This window comes from Devosia sp. LjRoot3 (genome assembly GCF_964252865.1).
In the GTDB taxonomy this organism is placed as follows: domain Bacteria; phylum Pseudomonadota; class Alphaproteobacteria; order Rhizobiales; family Devosiaceae; genus Devosia.
Genome location: NZ_CAXUPK020000001.1, coordinates 905644 through 921457 on the forward strand (window position 1 = coordinate 905644; position 15814 = coordinate 921457).

At 61.2% G+C, this 15814-nt stretch carries 15 protein-coding genes; 11 read left to right on the forward strand and 4 right to left on the reverse strand.

Features of this window, described 5'->3' with window-relative positions; translation table 11 throughout:
• Nucleotides 1–98: 98 nt before the first annotated feature.
• Nucleotides 99–995: an N-acetylmuramic acid 6-phosphate etherase gene (locus tag ACSQ2A_RS04365; protein ID WP_436071230.1), complete on the reverse strand. Its 897-nt coding sequence runs from the start codon at nucleotides 993–995 to the stop codon at nucleotides 99–101.
• Nucleotides 996–1245: 250 nt separating this feature from the next.
• Between ACSQ2A_RS04365 and ACSQ2A_RS04370 the strand changes: the two genes are divergently transcribed.
• From ACSQ2A_RS04370 to nagA, 3 genes are read left to right on the forward strand one after another with little or no spacing between them, the layout of a single operon-like run.
• Entirely contained in the window at nucleotides 1246–2031 is a 786-nt protein-coding gene (locus tag ACSQ2A_RS04370; RefSeq protein ID WP_436071231.1) for a GntR family transcriptional regulator, read from the forward strand.
• Nucleotides 2028–3059, forward strand: a complete 1032-nt coding sequence (locus ACSQ2A_RS04375) for an SIS domain-containing protein (protein ID WP_436071232.1) — start codon at nucleotides 2028–2030, stop codon at nucleotides 3057–3059. Before ACSQ2A_RS04370 ends, ACSQ2A_RS04375 begins: the two co-directional genes overlap by 4 nt.
• On the forward strand, nucleotides 3056–4216 hold the full coding sequence (nagA, locus tag ACSQ2A_RS04380) for an N-acetylglucosamine-6-phosphate deacetylase (protein WP_436071233.1): 1161 nt from the start codon (nucleotides 3056–3058) through the stop codon (nucleotides 4214–4216). Before ACSQ2A_RS04375 ends, nagA begins: the two co-directional genes overlap by 4 nt.
• 179 nt (nucleotides 4217–4395) lie before the next feature.
• Here nagA and ACSQ2A_RS04385 read toward each other — a convergent pair whose 3' ends face one another.
• Entirely contained in the window at nucleotides 4396–5136 is a 741-nt protein-coding gene (locus ACSQ2A_RS04385) for an SDR family oxidoreductase (RefSeq protein ID WP_436071234.1), read from the reverse strand.
• 402 nt (nucleotides 5137–5538) lie between these two features.
• On the opposite strand from ACSQ2A_RS04385, the gene ACSQ2A_RS04390 reads away from it, so the two are divergent.
• On the forward strand, nucleotides 5539–7008 hold the full coding sequence (locus tag ACSQ2A_RS04390; RefSeq protein WP_436071235.1) for a hypothetical protein: 1470 nt from the start codon (nucleotides 5539–5541) through the stop codon (nucleotides 7006–7008).
• Between the two features lie 149 nt (nucleotides 7009–7157).
• Entirely contained in the window at nucleotides 7158–8525 is a 1368-nt protein-coding gene (locus ACSQ2A_RS04395; RefSeq protein WP_436071236.1) for an OmpA family protein, read from the forward strand.
• Nucleotides 8526–8528: 3 nt separating this feature from the next.
• On the opposite strand, the gene ACSQ2A_RS04400 is transcribed toward ACSQ2A_RS04395, so the two are convergent.
• Nucleotides 8529–9473, reverse strand: coding sequence for an alpha/beta fold hydrolase (locus tag ACSQ2A_RS04400; RefSeq protein ID WP_436071237.1), 945 nt, complete (start codon nucleotides 9471–9473; stop codon nucleotides 8529–8531).
• 233 nt (nucleotides 9474–9706) lie between these two features.
• Here ACSQ2A_RS04400 and dapA point away from each other — a divergent pair, with 233 nt between their 5' ends.
• The 3 genes from dapA (at nucleotide 9707) to ACSQ2A_RS04415 (ending at nucleotide 11642) form a co-directional block, all read left to right on the forward strand.
• Nucleotides 9707–10582 carry a 4-hydroxy-tetrahydrodipicolinate synthase gene (gene dapA / locus ACSQ2A_RS04405; protein WP_295410594.1) on the forward strand — a complete coding sequence of 292 codons (876 nt, stop codon included), beginning with the start codon at nucleotides 9707–9709 and terminating at the stop codon, nucleotides 10580–10582.
• Between the two features lie 5 nt (nucleotides 10583–10587).
• Nucleotides 10588–11088, forward strand: a complete 501-nt coding sequence (gene smpB / locus ACSQ2A_RS04410; RefSeq protein ID WP_295410238.1) for an SsrA-binding protein SmpB — start codon at nucleotides 10588–10590, stop codon at nucleotides 11086–11088.
• An 83-nt stretch (nucleotides 11089–11171) separates the two neighbouring features.
• Nucleotides 11172–11642, forward strand: a complete 471-nt coding sequence (locus ACSQ2A_RS04415) for a hypothetical protein (protein WP_436071238.1) — start codon at nucleotides 11172–11174, stop codon at nucleotides 11640–11642.
• Here ACSQ2A_RS04415 and ACSQ2A_RS04420 read toward each other — a convergent pair.
• Complete coding sequence (locus ACSQ2A_RS04420) at nucleotides 11639–12190, reverse strand: LabA-like NYN domain-containing protein (RefSeq protein WP_291420536.1); 552 nt, start codon at nucleotides 12188–12190, stop codon at nucleotides 11639–11641. The two genes, ACSQ2A_RS04415 and ACSQ2A_RS04420, sit on opposite strands and share 4 nt — an antisense overlap.
• A gap of 224 nt (nucleotides 12191–12414) precedes the next feature.
• Here ACSQ2A_RS04420 and rpoZ point away from each other — a divergent pair, with 224 nt between their 5' ends.
• From rpoZ to pyrE, 3 genes are all read left to right on the forward strand, one after another.
• Nucleotides 12415–12783: a DNA-directed RNA polymerase subunit omega gene (gene rpoZ / locus ACSQ2A_RS04425; RefSeq protein ID WP_056309918.1), complete on the forward strand. Its 369-nt coding sequence runs from the start codon at nucleotides 12415–12417 to the stop codon at nucleotides 12781–12783.
• 149 nt (nucleotides 12784–12932) lie between these two features.
• Nucleotides 12933–15218: a RelA/SpoT family protein gene (locus ACSQ2A_RS04430; RefSeq protein WP_295410234.1), complete on the forward strand. Its 2286-nt coding sequence runs from the start codon at nucleotides 12933–12935 to the stop codon at nucleotides 15216–15218.
• Complete coding sequence (pyrE, locus tag ACSQ2A_RS04435; protein WP_436071239.1) at nucleotides 15205–15795, forward strand: orotate phosphoribosyltransferase; 591 nt, start codon at nucleotides 15205–15207, stop codon at nucleotides 15793–15795. Before ACSQ2A_RS04430 ends, pyrE begins: the two co-directional genes overlap by 14 nt.
• Nucleotides 15796–15814: the final 19 nt, after the last annotated feature.

The window sequence follows — 15814 nt, forward strand, 5'->3', positions numbered from 1 at the left end:
TTGTCCCGGCAATCCACCTCGCCTCCGCATGGACCACCGGGACACGCCCGGTGGTGACGATCCAGGATAATGCGGTGGTCCTGGCGGAGTCTTCTGAGTTAGCTCCGCAGCGCCGCGAGCGCCAGCCGCAACCGTCCCTTGTGCTCGGCCAGCATCGCCTCTGCCGCGCCAAGGTCTTCAGCCCCCGCCGCCAGCAACACTGCCGGCTTCACCGCACCTTCGCTCGTTTCGAGCGCTGCCGCCGCGCGGTCTTCGCTGGCCCCCGAGATCGACGCGACGATACCCCGCGCCCGTTCGCGCAGCTTGATATTGTCCGCGATGACGTTGACCATGAACCCGTCATGCACGTGACCAAGGTGAATGGCCATCAGCGTCGACAGCATATTGAGCGCGATCTTCTGCGCCGTGCCGGCACCCATGCGGGTTGAGCCGGCAATCACTTCCGGCGGCGTCGGCAAGCAAACGCCAACATCGGCGATATCGAGGATCAGCGCGCCGGCATTATTCGAAAACCCGATGGTCTTCGCCCCTGCCGCCTTGGCCGCGAGAACAGCCGAAACCGGGAAAGGCGTCTGCCCGCTCGCCGTCAGCGCGATCACGCAGTCCCGGGCATCAAGATAGAGGTCCTCAATGGCCTTCTTCGCCGCGTCGCCATCGTCTTCCGGCCCACCGAGCATATTCACCAGCGAGTCGAGCCCGCCGGCCAGCAACACCACGATCTGTTCGCGAGCAATGCCATAGGTTCCCGGCAATTCCAGCGCATCGGCCAGCGCCATCAGCCCCGAACTGCCCGCTGCGACATAGATCAGACGCCCGCCAGCCTCGATACTGGCGGCCGCAAGCACAGCGCCATCGGCCAAGGCATCGACGGCCGTCGCAACGCTTTTTGCCGCGTCTGCCTGGCCAGCCGCCAACAGCGTCAGAATCTCGGTCGGCGACCGCAATTCCAGTCCCTGGGCTGCCGCGTGGCGCTTTTCGGTTTGTCTTTCGGCCATAAGAAACTCCTTGGCCGGATAATGCCAAAAAAATACCACTTGTCCAGCCGGACGCCTCAGGCCATAACCCGCTTGTCGTCGGACCCAAGTTTTTGTTGAGAAATGTCCAGCGCGCCTGCGCTTTGGACTGAGCACTCTGGAAACCGGATCGTGCGAATGGTATTTTATTGGTATTGTGGTTGAGCATGTGCGCGGGGAGGTCCCGCCCGAAGTCTGAGCCCCGACTATGACAGAGAACAGGAGGAAAAACATGTCCGAGACATATGAAACCTTCTTTTCCGATCGCCCTGTTACCCTGCCGCAGGGTGGCCCGCTTTATCTCCAGCTCAAGCGCTGGGTAGAAGAAGCCATCAAGAGTGGCGCCCTCAATCCCGGCGATGCCCTGCCGTCCGAGCGCGATCTGGCGCTAAAAGTCGACGTGTCGCGCGTCACCGTGCGCAAGGCCGTGTCGCATCTGGTGCAGGAAGGCGTGCTCGTGCAGCGCCATGGCTCGGGTACTTTTGTTGCCCCCGCCACGCAACGCGTCGAGCAGTCGCTGTCGCAGCTGACCTCCTTCACCGAAGACATGGCCCGCCGCGGCATGGCCGTGCGCGCCGAATGGCTCGATCGTGGCCTCTATGTTCCGTCGCCGGAAGAGACGGTCATTCTCGGCCTTTCCTCGGGCGAAAAGGTCGCGCGCATTTCGCGCCTGCGTCTCACTGGCGACATGCCGCTTGCCATAGAGCGCGCCAGCCTTTCCGGTTCGATCCTGCCTGATCCAGCAGCAATCGGGGATTCGCTCTACAGGCACCTCGATCTCTCAGGCAATCGCCCAGTCCGCGCCATCCAGCGCATCCGCGCTGCCCATCTCAACGACGATGATGCGCACTTGCTGCAGGTGCCGGTCGGGTCCGCGGGCCTTCATATCGAGCGCACGTCCTACCTGGCTTCGGGCCGCGTTATCGAATTCACCCGCTCCATCTATCGGGGCGATACGTACGACTTCGTCGCCGAGCTCCGGTTGGGCGAAGCACCTGTCAATGGAGCGATCAAATGACGACCAACCAAACGCATATGCGCCGCGAAGTGGATGAAATCCCACAGGTTGTGTCCCGCTTCCTCACCGAAGCTGCTCCGACCCTCGACGCCGCCGCCGCTCGCCTGCGCGAAGTCGATCCGTCCGTTGTCGTCACCGTGGCCCGCGGCTCGTCCGACCACGCTTCGGCCTATCTGAAATATGCCATCGAGCTGACGCTCGGCCTGCCGGTTGCGTCCATCGGTCCGTCCATCGCCTCGATCTACGGCAAGGATCTGCGCCTTTCCAACGCCGTGGCCATCGCCATTTCCCAGTCCGGCAAGAGCCCCGACATTGTCGGCATGGCCCAGTCGGCCCGTCGCAGCGGCGCGACCACTATCGCCATCACCAATACCGCCGGCTCGCCCATTGCCGAAGCCAGCGATTTCACCATTGATCTGCATGCCGGCCTCGAAAAGAGCGTCGCGGCCACCAAGAGCTTTGTGACCTCCGTGGTCGCTGGCCTTGCGCTGCTGGCGCGCTGGAGCGGCGATGCTGATCTCGCCCGCGCCGTTGCCGCCCTGCCGGAAAGCCTCGCCAAGGCCGTTACCTGCGATTGGTCCGAACTGATCACCGCCCTCGATGGCCACAATGCGCTCTATGTTCTGGGCCGCGGCCCGGGCTTTGCCATCGCCAACGAAGCCGCGCTGAAATTCAAGGAAACCTGCAATATCCAGGCCGAGTCCTATAGCGCTGCCGAAGTCATGCACGGCCCCGTCGCGATCGTGACCCCGGGCTATCCGGTGCTCGGCCTCGCCGCGCGCGACGCCGCCGAAGCCTCGGTTGCCGACATGGCCCACAAGCTCGCAGGGCAGGGCGCTCTCGCCTTCCTCACCAGCACCCGTCCGGGCGCTGCCAAGCCGCTTCCGTTTGCGACCACCGGCCACCCGATCACCGACCCGCTGGCGCTGATCGTCTCCTTCTATGGCTTCGTCGAGGCGCTTTCCCGCCATCGCGGTCTCAATCCCGACGTGCCACCGGCCCTCAAGAAAGTCACGGAAACGGTATGAGCGACCTTCTCGCCATCACTGGCGCCCGCATTTTCGACAGCGCCACTTGGCATGACGATGCTGCCCTGCTGATCGAGTTCGGCTATGTCGCCGGCATCGCCCCGGCGAGCGAAATTCCGGCCAATGCCGAGCGCGTCACCCTCGACGGCGGCATGATCGTGCCCGGCTTCATCGACCTGCAGGTCAATGGCGGCGGCGGCATCCTCTTCAACAACGACACTTCGCTCGACGCCATCCGCACCATCTGCGCGGCCCACGCCCAGTTCGGCACCACGGCGCTCCTGCCGACGCTGATCACCGATACGGCCGAGGTTAACGAGAAGGCCATCGCCGCAGGCCTCGCAGCCGAACAGGCTCGCGTGCCGGGCTTCATCGGACTGCACCTCGAGGGCCCGCACTTGTCGCTGGCGCGCAAGGGTACGCACGATCCGGCCCTGATCCGCCCCATTGACGATTCCGATCTCGCCCGTCTCAAGCGCGCCGCTGAAACGCTGCCCAATCTCATCTGCACCGTCGCCGCCGAAACGGCGACCCCGCAGCAGATTGCTGTTCTCTCCGAAGCTGGCGCCGTGGTCAGCATCGGCCATTCCGACGCCGACTACACGACCGCCATGGCGGCTTTCGAAGCCGGCGCCACCATGTCGACGCATCTCTTCAATGCCATGAGCCAGATGGGCAATCGCGAGCCCGGCGTTGTCGGCGCTACGCTCGACAACCCCAAAGCTTTTGCCGGCCTCATCGCCGACGGCATCCATGTGCACCCCGCCAGCATCGGGGCGGCCCTTCGCGCCAAGCGCGGCCCAGGCAAGATCTTCCTTGTCACCGACGCCATGTCGCAGACCGGCACCGACATCCAGACCCTGACGCTCAATGGCCGGACCATCACCCGCGCCGACGGCGCCTTGCGTCTCGCCGATGGCACACTGGCCGGCGCCGATCTCGACATGATCGATGCCGTCAACTTCATGGTCGACACCATCGGGCTCGATTTCGACGAAGTCCTCCGCATGGCCTCGCTCTATCCCGCCGAAGCCATGGGCATCGAAGCCACCTATGGCACGCTACAGCGTGGCGCCGTAGGCAGCTTTGCACACCTGTCCGATGACAGACAGGTCAAGGCAACCTGGATCGACGGCGTAGAAGTTTTTCACGCCTGAGGCAGAACCCTTTGGGCGGGGATCAACCCCGCCCGATATAGGGCATGTTCGTCGCCATCACCCGTCATGAACTGCACACTTCGACCCGTCCCGCAGGGCAAATCGCTCCGGTGGAGCGATTTGAGGTGAGAAGGCCATGAGAGCTGTGCTCGAATGGTAGCTGCCTTGTGTGCGGCGAGCTATCCCCTTCCCACATAGGGCATGTTCGTTGCCATCACCGTCATGAACTGCACATTGGCGCTGAGCGGCAGCCCGGCCATATAGGTTATGGCCTCCACGACATGCGTCACATCAAAGGTCGGCTCCGGCATCATCGAGCCATTGGCCTGCAGCGAGCCCGAGTTCATCTGGCTCGTCATATCCGTCGCCGCATTGCCAATATCGATCTGCCCACAGGCGATATTGTAGGAGCGCCCATCGAGCGAGATCGCCTTGGTCAGTCCGGTGATGGCGTGCTTCGAGGTTGTATAGGACGCCGCCTGCGGCCGCGGCACATAGGCCGAGATCGAGCCATTGTTGATGATGCGCCCGCCCTGCGGGTCTTGTTCGCGCATCAGCCGGAAAGCTTCACGGGCCACATAGAAGGCGCCGTTGAGATTCGTATCGATCATCTCGCGCCAGGTCGCGACGTCCAGATCGCCAAACGGCTTTGCCGGCGCAAAACGCCCGGCATTGTTGAACACGAGGTCAAGGCGGCCCTGCTTTTCCCGAATCCCTGCAAAGAGATTCGCGACCTCTTCAGGCCGAGTCACATCGCAAACAGCTCCATCGACCTGTCCATCGCGGGTGATTTCGTCGAGGAGCTCTGCACGCCGTCCGCAAATGGTCACCGTCCATCCGGCCTTCGCCAGTCCCAGCGCGACGGCCTTGCCGATGCCCGATGTGCCCCCGGTTACAAGGGCGAATCCGTTCGATGTCATAGTCACTCCTCCACAAGTCGGTCACGGTTGTGCCATGTGTCGGGCAGTGGGGTACGTGTGTCAAATCCCTGCCTGCGACGGGCCCCTCGCGCCATTGTGACGGCGGAAACCCCTGAATTCAGGCCTCTTTTAAGAGCCTCTTCAGAAGTCTTAACAGGTGGTTTCGATCTGTGTGCTGAATCTGCAACATCCGGATCGCAACCATATTGTGGCGAGGGTGAATCCAGCTTTGTTCGATTGCGTCCGATGTTTGCATGCGTAGAGTGGGTCTTGCGAATCCATGCATGGGATCGTTTGTCGGTCGCAACGCGACGGCAACACACTGCACCACGAATAGTGTGGTCGCGTTACGACAAACCGCTGGGTAACCGGCACCAAATGACTGACTTTGGAGGTCAACTAATGAAACTCAAGAGCCTTATCCTCGGTTCTGTTGCCGCTGCTGGTCTCTCGACCGCCGGCTTTGCTGCCGATCTTGGCGTTCTCACCTCGCTGGACGTTTGCGATGCGCTCGGTCTCTCCGGCCTGACCATCTCGTCCGACACCAACTGCCTGCAGCTCTCGGGCGGCGTGACCTATGAATTCCAGTGGGGCGACTTCAACCGCGAAATCGCAGTTGCTGGCACCTTCGATGGCGCTCGCAACATCACCAAGGGTGGTTCCTACACCGATGCCACCGGTCGCGTTTACGACCAGGACTGGGAATCGAAGGTTGAAGCCTGGCTCAAGGCTGTTGGTACCGCTGATTCCGACTTCGGTCCTGCCAAGGCTGTCATCAAGCTGAAGTCTGTTGAGCGTCTCCAGACTTGGAACGAAGGTGCGCAGACCGACCGTAACGCTGTGCTGGCCAATGGCTCTGTCGCTGTTTTCCCGGGTTCGGTTGTTAACGGTGATACCACCGTTGGTTTCGAAATCGATGAAGCCTATGTCTCCATTGGTGACACCACCGTGATCATGGCTGGTAAGAAGGGTTCGATCGCCAACCTTGGCGATGACGAACCGTTCAACTTCCTCGGTCTCTTCAACTCCGACGCCATCGATGGCAAGGGTGTTGGCATCGACGGTGACAGCGACTACCTCGGCAACACTGTGATCCAGGTTGTTTCTGACCTTGGCAACGGCGTAAACGTCGGCGTTGGTCTCGAAAACCTTGATGGCAACTTCAGCCTTGGCAGCACTGCAGCTGGCTCGACCGCTACTGCTGTCCCAGCTCACCAGCAGGGCACCCTTGTTGGTGTTCTCTCCTACGCCGGTGAAGGCATCACTGCCCACGTCACTGGTGCTGCTTTCGGTATCCTCGACGGTAACGTCGAATCGTGGGCTATCCACTCCGGCGCCACCGGCACCTTCGATGCCTTCAAGGTTCGCGGTGCGGTTTCCTACTTGAACAACCACAAGTTCGGCACTGCTGACGTTCTGAACGCTCTCGTCAGCGCCGAAGGTTCCTTCGACCTGTTCAAGATCGCCCTCTCGGGTGAAGTTGCCAACGTGACCGACGTTCCGGTCAACTACACCGACTACGGCTTCGGCGGTTCGGTTGGCGTGACCGTCACCGAAGGCGTGTCGATCAACCTCGGCGCTCGCTACTTCTTCGACGACGTTGGTGGTCCGGTTGACGACGCTTCGACCGTTCAGGTTGCTGCTCAGATCGTTGCTGCCGTCACCGAAACCATCAAGGTCACCGGTGAACTCGGCGGTTACTTCGGTAACGCCATCGCTGAAAACGTGAACTTCGCCAACGACTCCATCGTCTACGGCGCTGCCGAACTGGCTTGGGCTCCGGGTGGTGGTTTCACCTCGTCCGTCAAGGGCGAAATCAACTCCGAATCCGCCTACAAGGTCACCTTCAAGGCTGCCAAGTCCTTCGAATAATTCGAAGCTTCGGTTTCCGAACGGAAAGGCCCGGCTCACGCCGGGCCTTTCTGCTTTTGGGAGCAACTCTTGCTTTCTCCGCCGCGCCGCTTTTGCCCTCGCGGCAAATCATCTAACGTCCCGGCAATGCGGCACTTAATGGAATCGATATGAAGAGGCACCTTCGTCACCTCGTGACATCAGGCATGATCGCGCTTGGCCTGGCTTTGGCCTCTGGCCCTTCATCCCTTGCGCAATCCTCCGTCGTTGCTGTGCCGCCGCCGCAAGTTGCCGACTATTGGGTCAGCATTTCGCGCCAGCCGGGCGGCACGCTGGTCTTCGACGGTTATGCGCCCAGTGTCGCTGTGCGTGATGCCCTTGGCCTCCATGCCGGTGCCGACATTTCCTGGCTCAAGCTCGGCTCTGGGGCGCCCTCGGGCTATGATACCGCGACAGCCTTCGGCCTTGATGTGCTCGGCCGTTTGTCGGAAGGCCGTTTTGCCCTGCGCGGTTCCGTCCTGTCGGTGAGCGGCGTCGCGGCAACCCAGGCAGATTTCATCGCCCTGCATCAGACGCTGGCAGATCAGGTTCCGCCGGGGCTCATCCTCGCCATGGCCGAAATTTCCGCGCCGCATGTCGAATCGTATGCCTTTTCGCTTCGCCGCCAACCAAATGGCAATGTGCTGCTCTCCGGTTTTGTCCCCAAGCCCGAGCTCGAGCAGCGCCTTCTTCTGGCAGTGGGCGCGCGCGCCAGTTCCACCCTGCGCTTCGGTTCGGGCGAACCTCTGAATTTTGAAGCCAGCATCGACAAGATCCTGCCGCTCTTCGCTCTGCTGAAAGAGGGAGAAATCAAGCTCGCTGACGGTGCTTGGCTCTTTTCAGGCACGCCGCTAACTGCTGCCGATGCCGAGTCCATCCGTGCGACCTTCGCTCGTGATCACCTGAGCGAAGCGGGCTGGGGGCTTGCCCTTGCCGCGCCCGCGCCAAGCGCTCCGGCCGCCCCGGAGCAGACGCAGGTTGCATCGACCGCGCCAGAACCCGTTGTGGCCGAGCCAGCGTCGGCCGAGGAAGTGGCTCAACCTGCAGCTGAGCCCGTCGAGCCCCCCGTGTTCGAAGCTGCGCCGCAAGCTCAAGTCGCTCCTGCACCGTCTGGCTCGCCCGAAACCCTGGAGCAGTGCCGAACCACGCTCGCAGCGCTCTCCGCTCAAAACGGCATTCTCTTCCGCTCAGGCGCTGCCGTTCTTGCCGAGGGGACGGAGGCGATCCTCGCGTCCATGGCGGACGCGATCAACCACTGCCCGGGCGCCGCAATCGATGTTGCCGGCCACACCGATTCTGACGGTGAAGCCGCCGCGAACTTGGCGCTGTCCGTCGCGCGGGCCGAAGCTGTGATCACGGCACTGATCGGTCTGGGTGTCGGCCCAGAACGCCTCTACGCCATCGGTTATGGCGAATCCCAGCCAGTTGCCGACAACGCAACGGCCGCCGGCAAGGCACAAAACCGTCGCATCGTCGTTTCGGTGCGCCAAGGCGCCTGAGGTTCAGGCTGCCTTGCTCCGAACTTGCCCACCCACCTTGAAAACGAAGCCGGCAACGGCTTCGATTTCATCGTGCTGGTCGAAAAGGGCAGGGGAGCCCTGTCCTGCAATGGTCAGCGCCAACGCATCCGGCCGCCGCCGGACCATTTCCTCATAGGTCTCGCGCCGCAATTGGTCCGTCAGTTGCGTGCGCAGGATCATCAGCGGAACGCCGTTCAACGCATCGAAGAGTGGCCATTGCGGCGTCAGTACATCGTTGAAACTGATGGCCTCCAAAGGCGCCAGCAAGCGCTCATCGAATAGCGGCAGCGCTCGTCCACGCTTGTCGATGGTGTGGCTACGCTGCGCCAGGGCGTCGAGCGCCTCCTCCGAGAGTTCAGGATAGTCGCCCGCCAGCATGCGGCGGAATCCCGCCGCGACGCGCTTGGCGCCCCTCAGCCCGTCGATATGCCTATGATTGTTACGTAATCGCACAATACCGCGCGAATCGACCATCGGCCCGGCGTCGAGCAGGATCGTGCCCGCCACCAGCAATGGATGCGCAGCGGCCAGCGCCATGGCAACCTGCCCACCATGGCCCTGACCCAGAACGATCGCTCGCCCTATGCCCAAGGCTGCCAGAATATCGGCGACATCGCGCGCATCGCTAAGCGAGGTGTAGTCTTCGGCCTTCGTCCGGTCATCGGCGCGGCCCCGACCCGGCAGGTCAATCAGTACCACGGGCCAATTGCCCGTCCCCAAACGCCGGAAATAGCTGATGAAATCAGCAAAATCGCTCATGTTCCGCTGCAGGCCCGCAAGGCATACGAGCGGTATTTTCCCCCGGCTCAGGGGCGCGGTGACATGCACTGCCGCCCGCACTGTGGCGTCGCGCGTTTCGATGAATTGCACCGGAAAAGCAGCAAAAGGCTTGTGATCGGGCGGAACGACGCGGCGTTTGCGCAACATGGATTTATCCCCGGGCCCTCGGGCTCGGCTCTGTTGTGCCCGCCCGAAGGCATGACGATCAAGCCCCTGATGTTTTTGCGCCGCAGCTTTTTGCGCAGAGCGGCTCAAGCGCGCCATTCGTCTTGTGACAGATTGAACTTGAAAGTATGGTGCGCGTCTCCGAAGGCCCCTTCGGCCACAATCCCGATCATGCGCAGCCCGGTTTTCCGGGCCAATTGAGGAATACCGACAAAATGTTGCGAGGTTCGATCACGGCACTCATCACTCCCATGCGCGATGGGGCAGTGGATGAGAAAGCCTTCGCAAGCTTTGTCGAGTGGCAGATCGAGCAAGGCTCGCATGGCCTCGTTCCCGTCGGCACCACGGGCGAAAGCCCGACCGTGAGCCACGAAGAACACCGCCGCGTCGTCGAAATCTGTGTCGAAGTGACCAACAAGCGCGTGCCGATCATTGCCGGCGCGGGCTCCAATTCGACCGCCGAAGCCGTTTCGCTCGCCAAGTTCGCCGAAGAAACTGGTGCGGATGCCGTGCTTTCCGTTGTGCCCTACTACAACAAGCCGAACCAGGAAGGCCTCTTCCAGCATTTTTCGGCTGTCGCCAAGGCTGTGGGTATCCCGGTCATTCTCTACTCCGTGCCCGGCCGCACTATTGTCGATCTCACCGTCGACACCATCGCGCGGCTGCGCGACGCGCATTCCAACATCATCGGCGTCAAGGACGCGACCGGCAATCTCGAACGCGCCACCATGCAGCGCGTCAAGCTCGGCAAGGATTTTATCCTGCTCTCGGGCGACGATAGCACCGCATTGGGCTTCAACGCCCATGGCGGCCACGGCTGCATTTCGGTGACGGCCAACGTCGCTCCGCGTCTTTGCTCGCAGATGCAGGAACTCTCGCTGGCCGGTGATTTCGCCGGCGCCCGCGACATCAACGACAAGCTGGCTTTCCTCCACAAGGACCTGTTCATGGAGCCCAATCCGGCTCCGGCCAAGTATGTGGCGAACCGCTTGAATCTCTGCGCCAATGAAATGCGCCTGCCGCTGACCCCGATCAGCAAGCCGACCCAGGACGCCATGGACTTTGCAATGAGCCATGCAGGGCTTATCTAAGCTTTATGGCTACACCCAAAAACGACAAGAACAAGAACGGATGGATCAGCCACGGCCTCGTGGCTGAAAACCGTCGTGCGCGCTTTGATTATGAAATCGGCGATACCCTCGAGGCCGGCATCGAGCTGACTGGCACCGAGGTTAAGTCGCTGCGCATGGGCAAGGCGCAGATCGCCGAGTCCTATGCCTCACCTGAAAAGGGCGAACTCTGGCTGATCAATTCCCACGTCCAGGAATACCTGCAAGGCAATCGCTTCAACCACCAGGAAAAGCGCCCGCGCAAACTCCTCGTGAGCAAGAAGCAATTGGCCCGCCTCGATCAGGAAGTTGCCCGCGCCGGCCACACGATCGTGCCCCTAAAGCTTTATTTCAACGATCAGGGCCGCGCCAAGCTGCTCATCGGTATCGGCAAGGGCAAGAAGAATTTTGACAAGCGCGCCACCAGCCGCGACCGCGACTGGAACCGCGACAAGGCGCGCATCATGAAAGAGGGTGGGCGGGGATAACCCACGGCTCCGTCTGTTTGTTCTTGATATGTCCGTGTCTCGGAATCAGTATTGCAGCTTGATGCTGCATGGAGACTGATTCGATGAGTGAGTTGGATGTAGTTAAGCTGCGTGGAATTGTCGCCAACTGCTCGGACGGCAAATCTACCTACGAAGTAATACAGCACGTTCGCGAAAAATACTCAAAAGAGCTCGCGAAAGTGACTGACTATCTGATCGACAAATCACTGGCGACCATCGTCGAGCGTAGTCGCCGCCGACGTGCCACAGTGGTCCTGAACGATGGTTTCGATCTGTTCGCAGAGTTTTCAGTGAAGGGCCAACGTCTGATTGAGGCCAGAGATGCTTCCGGCAAGGTTGTTAAGAAAAACCGGAACATCCGCGACGTGACAATCGGGCAGATGCGTGAGGAAATACAGCGCATAGAACGACGCGCCCTTCCGGAACACAAAGAGCTAGATGCACTGAAACGTATGGTTGAGCGGGCCGAGAAATTCGGAGATGACGCGACCACGCTCGGCGATGCTTTGACTAAGGCGCATACGGAGCTTTAGGCCTCGACCGGCCTCTGCACCTGCGGACGGCCGACGGTCTTTGCCAGTTCCGCCACATCGAGGAAAAAGTCCGCTTGGCGTCGGAGATCGTCCGAGATCATCGGCGTCGAGGTGGTCAGCGTCGAAACCACCGTCACGCGCTTGCCCTTGCGCTGCAGCGCCGCGACCAGTGCGGTAAAATCGCCGTCGCCGGAAAAGAGAATGAGGTGGTCGAAATAGGGGGAGAGCTCCAGCGCATCGACGCAAAGCTCGATGTCCATATTGCCCTTCACCTTCCGGCGCCCGAGAGCGTCGGTGAATTCCTTGGCCGGCTTGGTGACGACCGTATAGCCATTATAATCGAGCCAGTCGATCAGGGGCCGGATCGAGGAATATTCCTGATCCTCGATCAGCGCGGTGTAATAATTGGCCCGCAAAAGATAGGCCTTGCTGCTGAATTCGCTGAGCAGCTTGCGATAGTCGATGTCGACGCCAATCGCCTTCGACGTGGCATAAAGATTGGCGCCATCGATGAAGAGCGCAATCTTCTCCCGTGGATCTACGGCCATGCTTTTCAAATTTCCTTAATGAAATGAGTTGGTTGCAATCACACTGCGCCCATCTGCCCCGGGGCGCGGCGAGGCAATCTCGCCCTGACGCTTATCTTAAGTTCTCTATCCGTATATTTTCTCGGGATCGGCAGTGCAAGAGGAGTCGCTTTTGGGGTCAAGCTTGCCATCCCGGTTAACGTGGTGTATGCGGAGACTTTCTCCCCACAATTTTGGAGACGTTCGTGGCACGCGTCACCGTTGAAGACTGCATCGAAAAGGTCGACAATCGCTTCGACCTCGTGCTCATGGCCGCTCATCGTGCGCGCATGATTTCCTCAGGCGCCCAGATCACCGTATCGCGCGACAACGACAAGAACCCCGTCGTTGCCCTGCGTGAAATCGGCGATGGCACCATTTCGCCCGATGACCTGCATGAAGACCTGATCCACTCGCTGCAGAAGTATGTCGAGGTCGACGAGCCCGAGAGCCATGCTGCTCCGCTCATCGAAAGCGCCGGCGACGACGACTCGATCAACTTCGATACGATCAGCGAAGAAGAACTGCTGCGCGGCATCGAGAGCCTCGCTCCGCCGGAACGTCGGGACGACTAAGTCGTCTCCTCGCTCGCAGCGAAAATCTACAAAGCACCCTCGGCTTGTCCGGGGGTGTTTCGTTTACTGCACTTCGAAACTGTCCTTCCGTCTCTTCCTATTTTCATTCAACGCGCTAAGTATGGAATCTTCCGAGAGCGGCGACTTCCATGATGCGTCAGTATGAGCTCGTCGAACGTGTTCAGGCCTATAACCCGAACGCCGACGAGCAGTTGTTGAATAAGGCCTATGTCTACGCCATGCAGAAGCATGGCTCGCAAAAGCGCGCCTCCGGCGACCCCTATTTCAACCATCCGCTCGAAGTCGCAGCCATTCTCACTGAGCTGAAACTCGACGACGCCTCCATCGCCGTTGGCCTTCTCCACGACACCGTGGAAGACACCGACGCGACCCGCGCTGAAATCGACCAGATTTTTGGCGCCGAGATCGCCACCATCGTCGATGGCCTGACCAAGATCGAGCGCCTCAATCTCGTCAGCCGCGAGGAAGCCCAGGCCGAAAACCTGCGCAAGCTCTTGCTCGCCATCAGCCAGGACGTGCGCGTCCTCCTGGTGAAGCTCGCCGATCGCCTGCACAATATGCGCACCCTGCAATATATGCGCGCCGACAAGCAGCAGCGCATCGCGCAGGAAACCATGGATATCTATGCCCCGCTCGCCGGCCGCATGGGTATGCAGGACATGCGCAACGAGCTCGAAGACCTCTCCTTCCGCATTCTCCAGCCCGATCACTACAAGGCGATCATCGAACGCCTTGAGCATCTCCAGGCCGAGAACAAGGAAACCATCGACACCATCACGCGCGAACTGACCGAGCGCCTTTCGGCCGAGGGCATCACCCCGCGCGTAAAAGCGCGAGTAAAGTCGCCCTATTCGATCTTTTCGAAAATCCAGCGCAAGTCGATCGCGCTCGAACAGCTCTCCGACATGATCGGTTTCCGCGTCATCGTCGGCTCGACCGAAGAGTGCTACCGCACTGTCGGTTTCATTCACACCACCTGGAAAGTCGTGCCCGGCCGCTTCAAGGACTACATCTCCGTCCCCAAGCACAACGACTACCGCTCGATCCACACGACAATCGTCGGCCCCAGCCGCCAGCGCGTGGAGCTGCAGATCCGCACTGAGGAAATGGACCGCATTGCCGAATTCGGCATCGCGGCTCATGCTCTTTACAAGGACGGCTCCTCGGCCAATCTCGGCCGCATCGAGAATGAGTCCCAGGCCTATGGCTCGCTGCGCCAGTCGATCAGCCACCTGACCTCCGGCATATCCGCCGAAGATTTCCTTGAATACACCAAGCTCGAACTCTTCCAGGACCAGGTCTTCTGCTTCACCCCGCGCGGGCGCCTCATCGCCCTGCCACGCGGCGCGACGCCCATCGACTTTGCCTATGCCCTGCACACGGACATCGGTGACACCTGCGTCGGCGCCAAGATCAATGGCCTGATCCTGCCGCTCGTCACCCAGCTCCGCTCGGGCGACGAAGTCGAAATTCTGCGCGATCAGAACCATCGCCCGCCAAGCAACTGGATCGGCATTGCCGCCACCGGCAAGGCCCGCGCCGCCATTCGCCGCGCCGTGCGCCAGTCGACCATGCAGCGGGCCTATGCTCTGGGCGAACACGTCCTCAACATGATGCTCGAGCGCGAGGGCGTCATGCTCGACGATAGCGAGAGCAAGACCCTCGCCGAAGAACTCGGCCAGGTCGGCAAGCGCGAATTCCTGGTCGCCGTGGGCGAAGGCAAGATCGGCAGCGAAGATCTCGGCAATGCCCTCGCCAAGGTGAAGGGCATCCGCAAGCGCCGCCGCAAGCTCGACCTGCCGGTTGCTGACACGGCCGATGGCTGGTTTGCTCTCCGCGCCACCGATCAGTTCAAGTTCCGGGTGCCCGGTGGCCAGCATGCCGGCCCCAATGCCAAGGCGGCTCTCGCCCAGCTCGATTTTCACACCCCCGTCACCATGTCGGGGGAGGGGGTCGTGCCCGGCGATCGGCTCGTCGGCATCCTCGAACCCAATGCGCCGCTCACCGTCTATCCCATCCATTCTGACGCGCTGATCGAAAAGCACGACGGCGATGTTGCCTGGGTGGATGTCCGCTGGGACGTCGCGGCGACTGAAGACAAGCTCTACGCAACCGTCATCTCGATGGAATCGGTCAACCGCCCGGGCTCGCTCGCACAGATTTCCGCGGCCATTGCTTCGTGCGAAGCCAACATCAACAATCTGGTCATGCGGATGATTTCGCCCGACTTCCACCAGATGATTTTTGAAATCGAGGTCCGCGACCTTGCGCAATTGACCGATGTTCTGGCAACGCTCAAGCGCAGTCCCGGCCTTTCCGCCGTCCAGCGGGCTGGCCTGAGGGAAGCGAGCATGATCTCGACCCTCGAATGGGACGGCAAGATTGATAGGAGTGCGCGCCGTGACGAAAGATGAAGTGCTGGATATTTTCCGCAAGTGTGGCGCGCTGCTCGAGGGCCACTTCATCCTGTCATCGGGCCTGCGCTCGCCCCTGTTCCTGCAGAAGGCAAAGGTGTTCCAATACGCCGCCGAGACCGAAAAGCTCTGCAAGGCACTGGCCGAGAAGATCAAGGCCGAAGTGCCCGGCGTCACCAAGGTCGTCTCGCCGGCCATCGGCGGCATCATCCCCGGCTACGAAACCGCCCGCCAGCTCGGTCTGCCGGCGCTTTACACCGAGCGCGTCGAAGGCCAGTTCGAGCTGCGCCGCGGCTTCGAGATTTCGCCTGACGACAAGGTGATCGTCGTCGAAGACATCGTCTCGACCGGCCTCTCCATCCGCGAATGCGTCGCTGCCCTCCGCGGTATCGGCGCCAATGTCGTGGCCGCCGCCTGCCTTATTGACCGCTCGGCCGGCGAAGCCGATGTCGGCGTGCCGCTGGTCTCGCTGATTGAATTCAAGGTCCCGGCTTACCCGGCCGATCAATTGCCCCCCGAACTCGCCGCCATCCCGGCCATCAAGCCCGGCAGCCGCGGTATTCAGGGCGTGAAATAGTGGCCCGGAGCCGCGAACG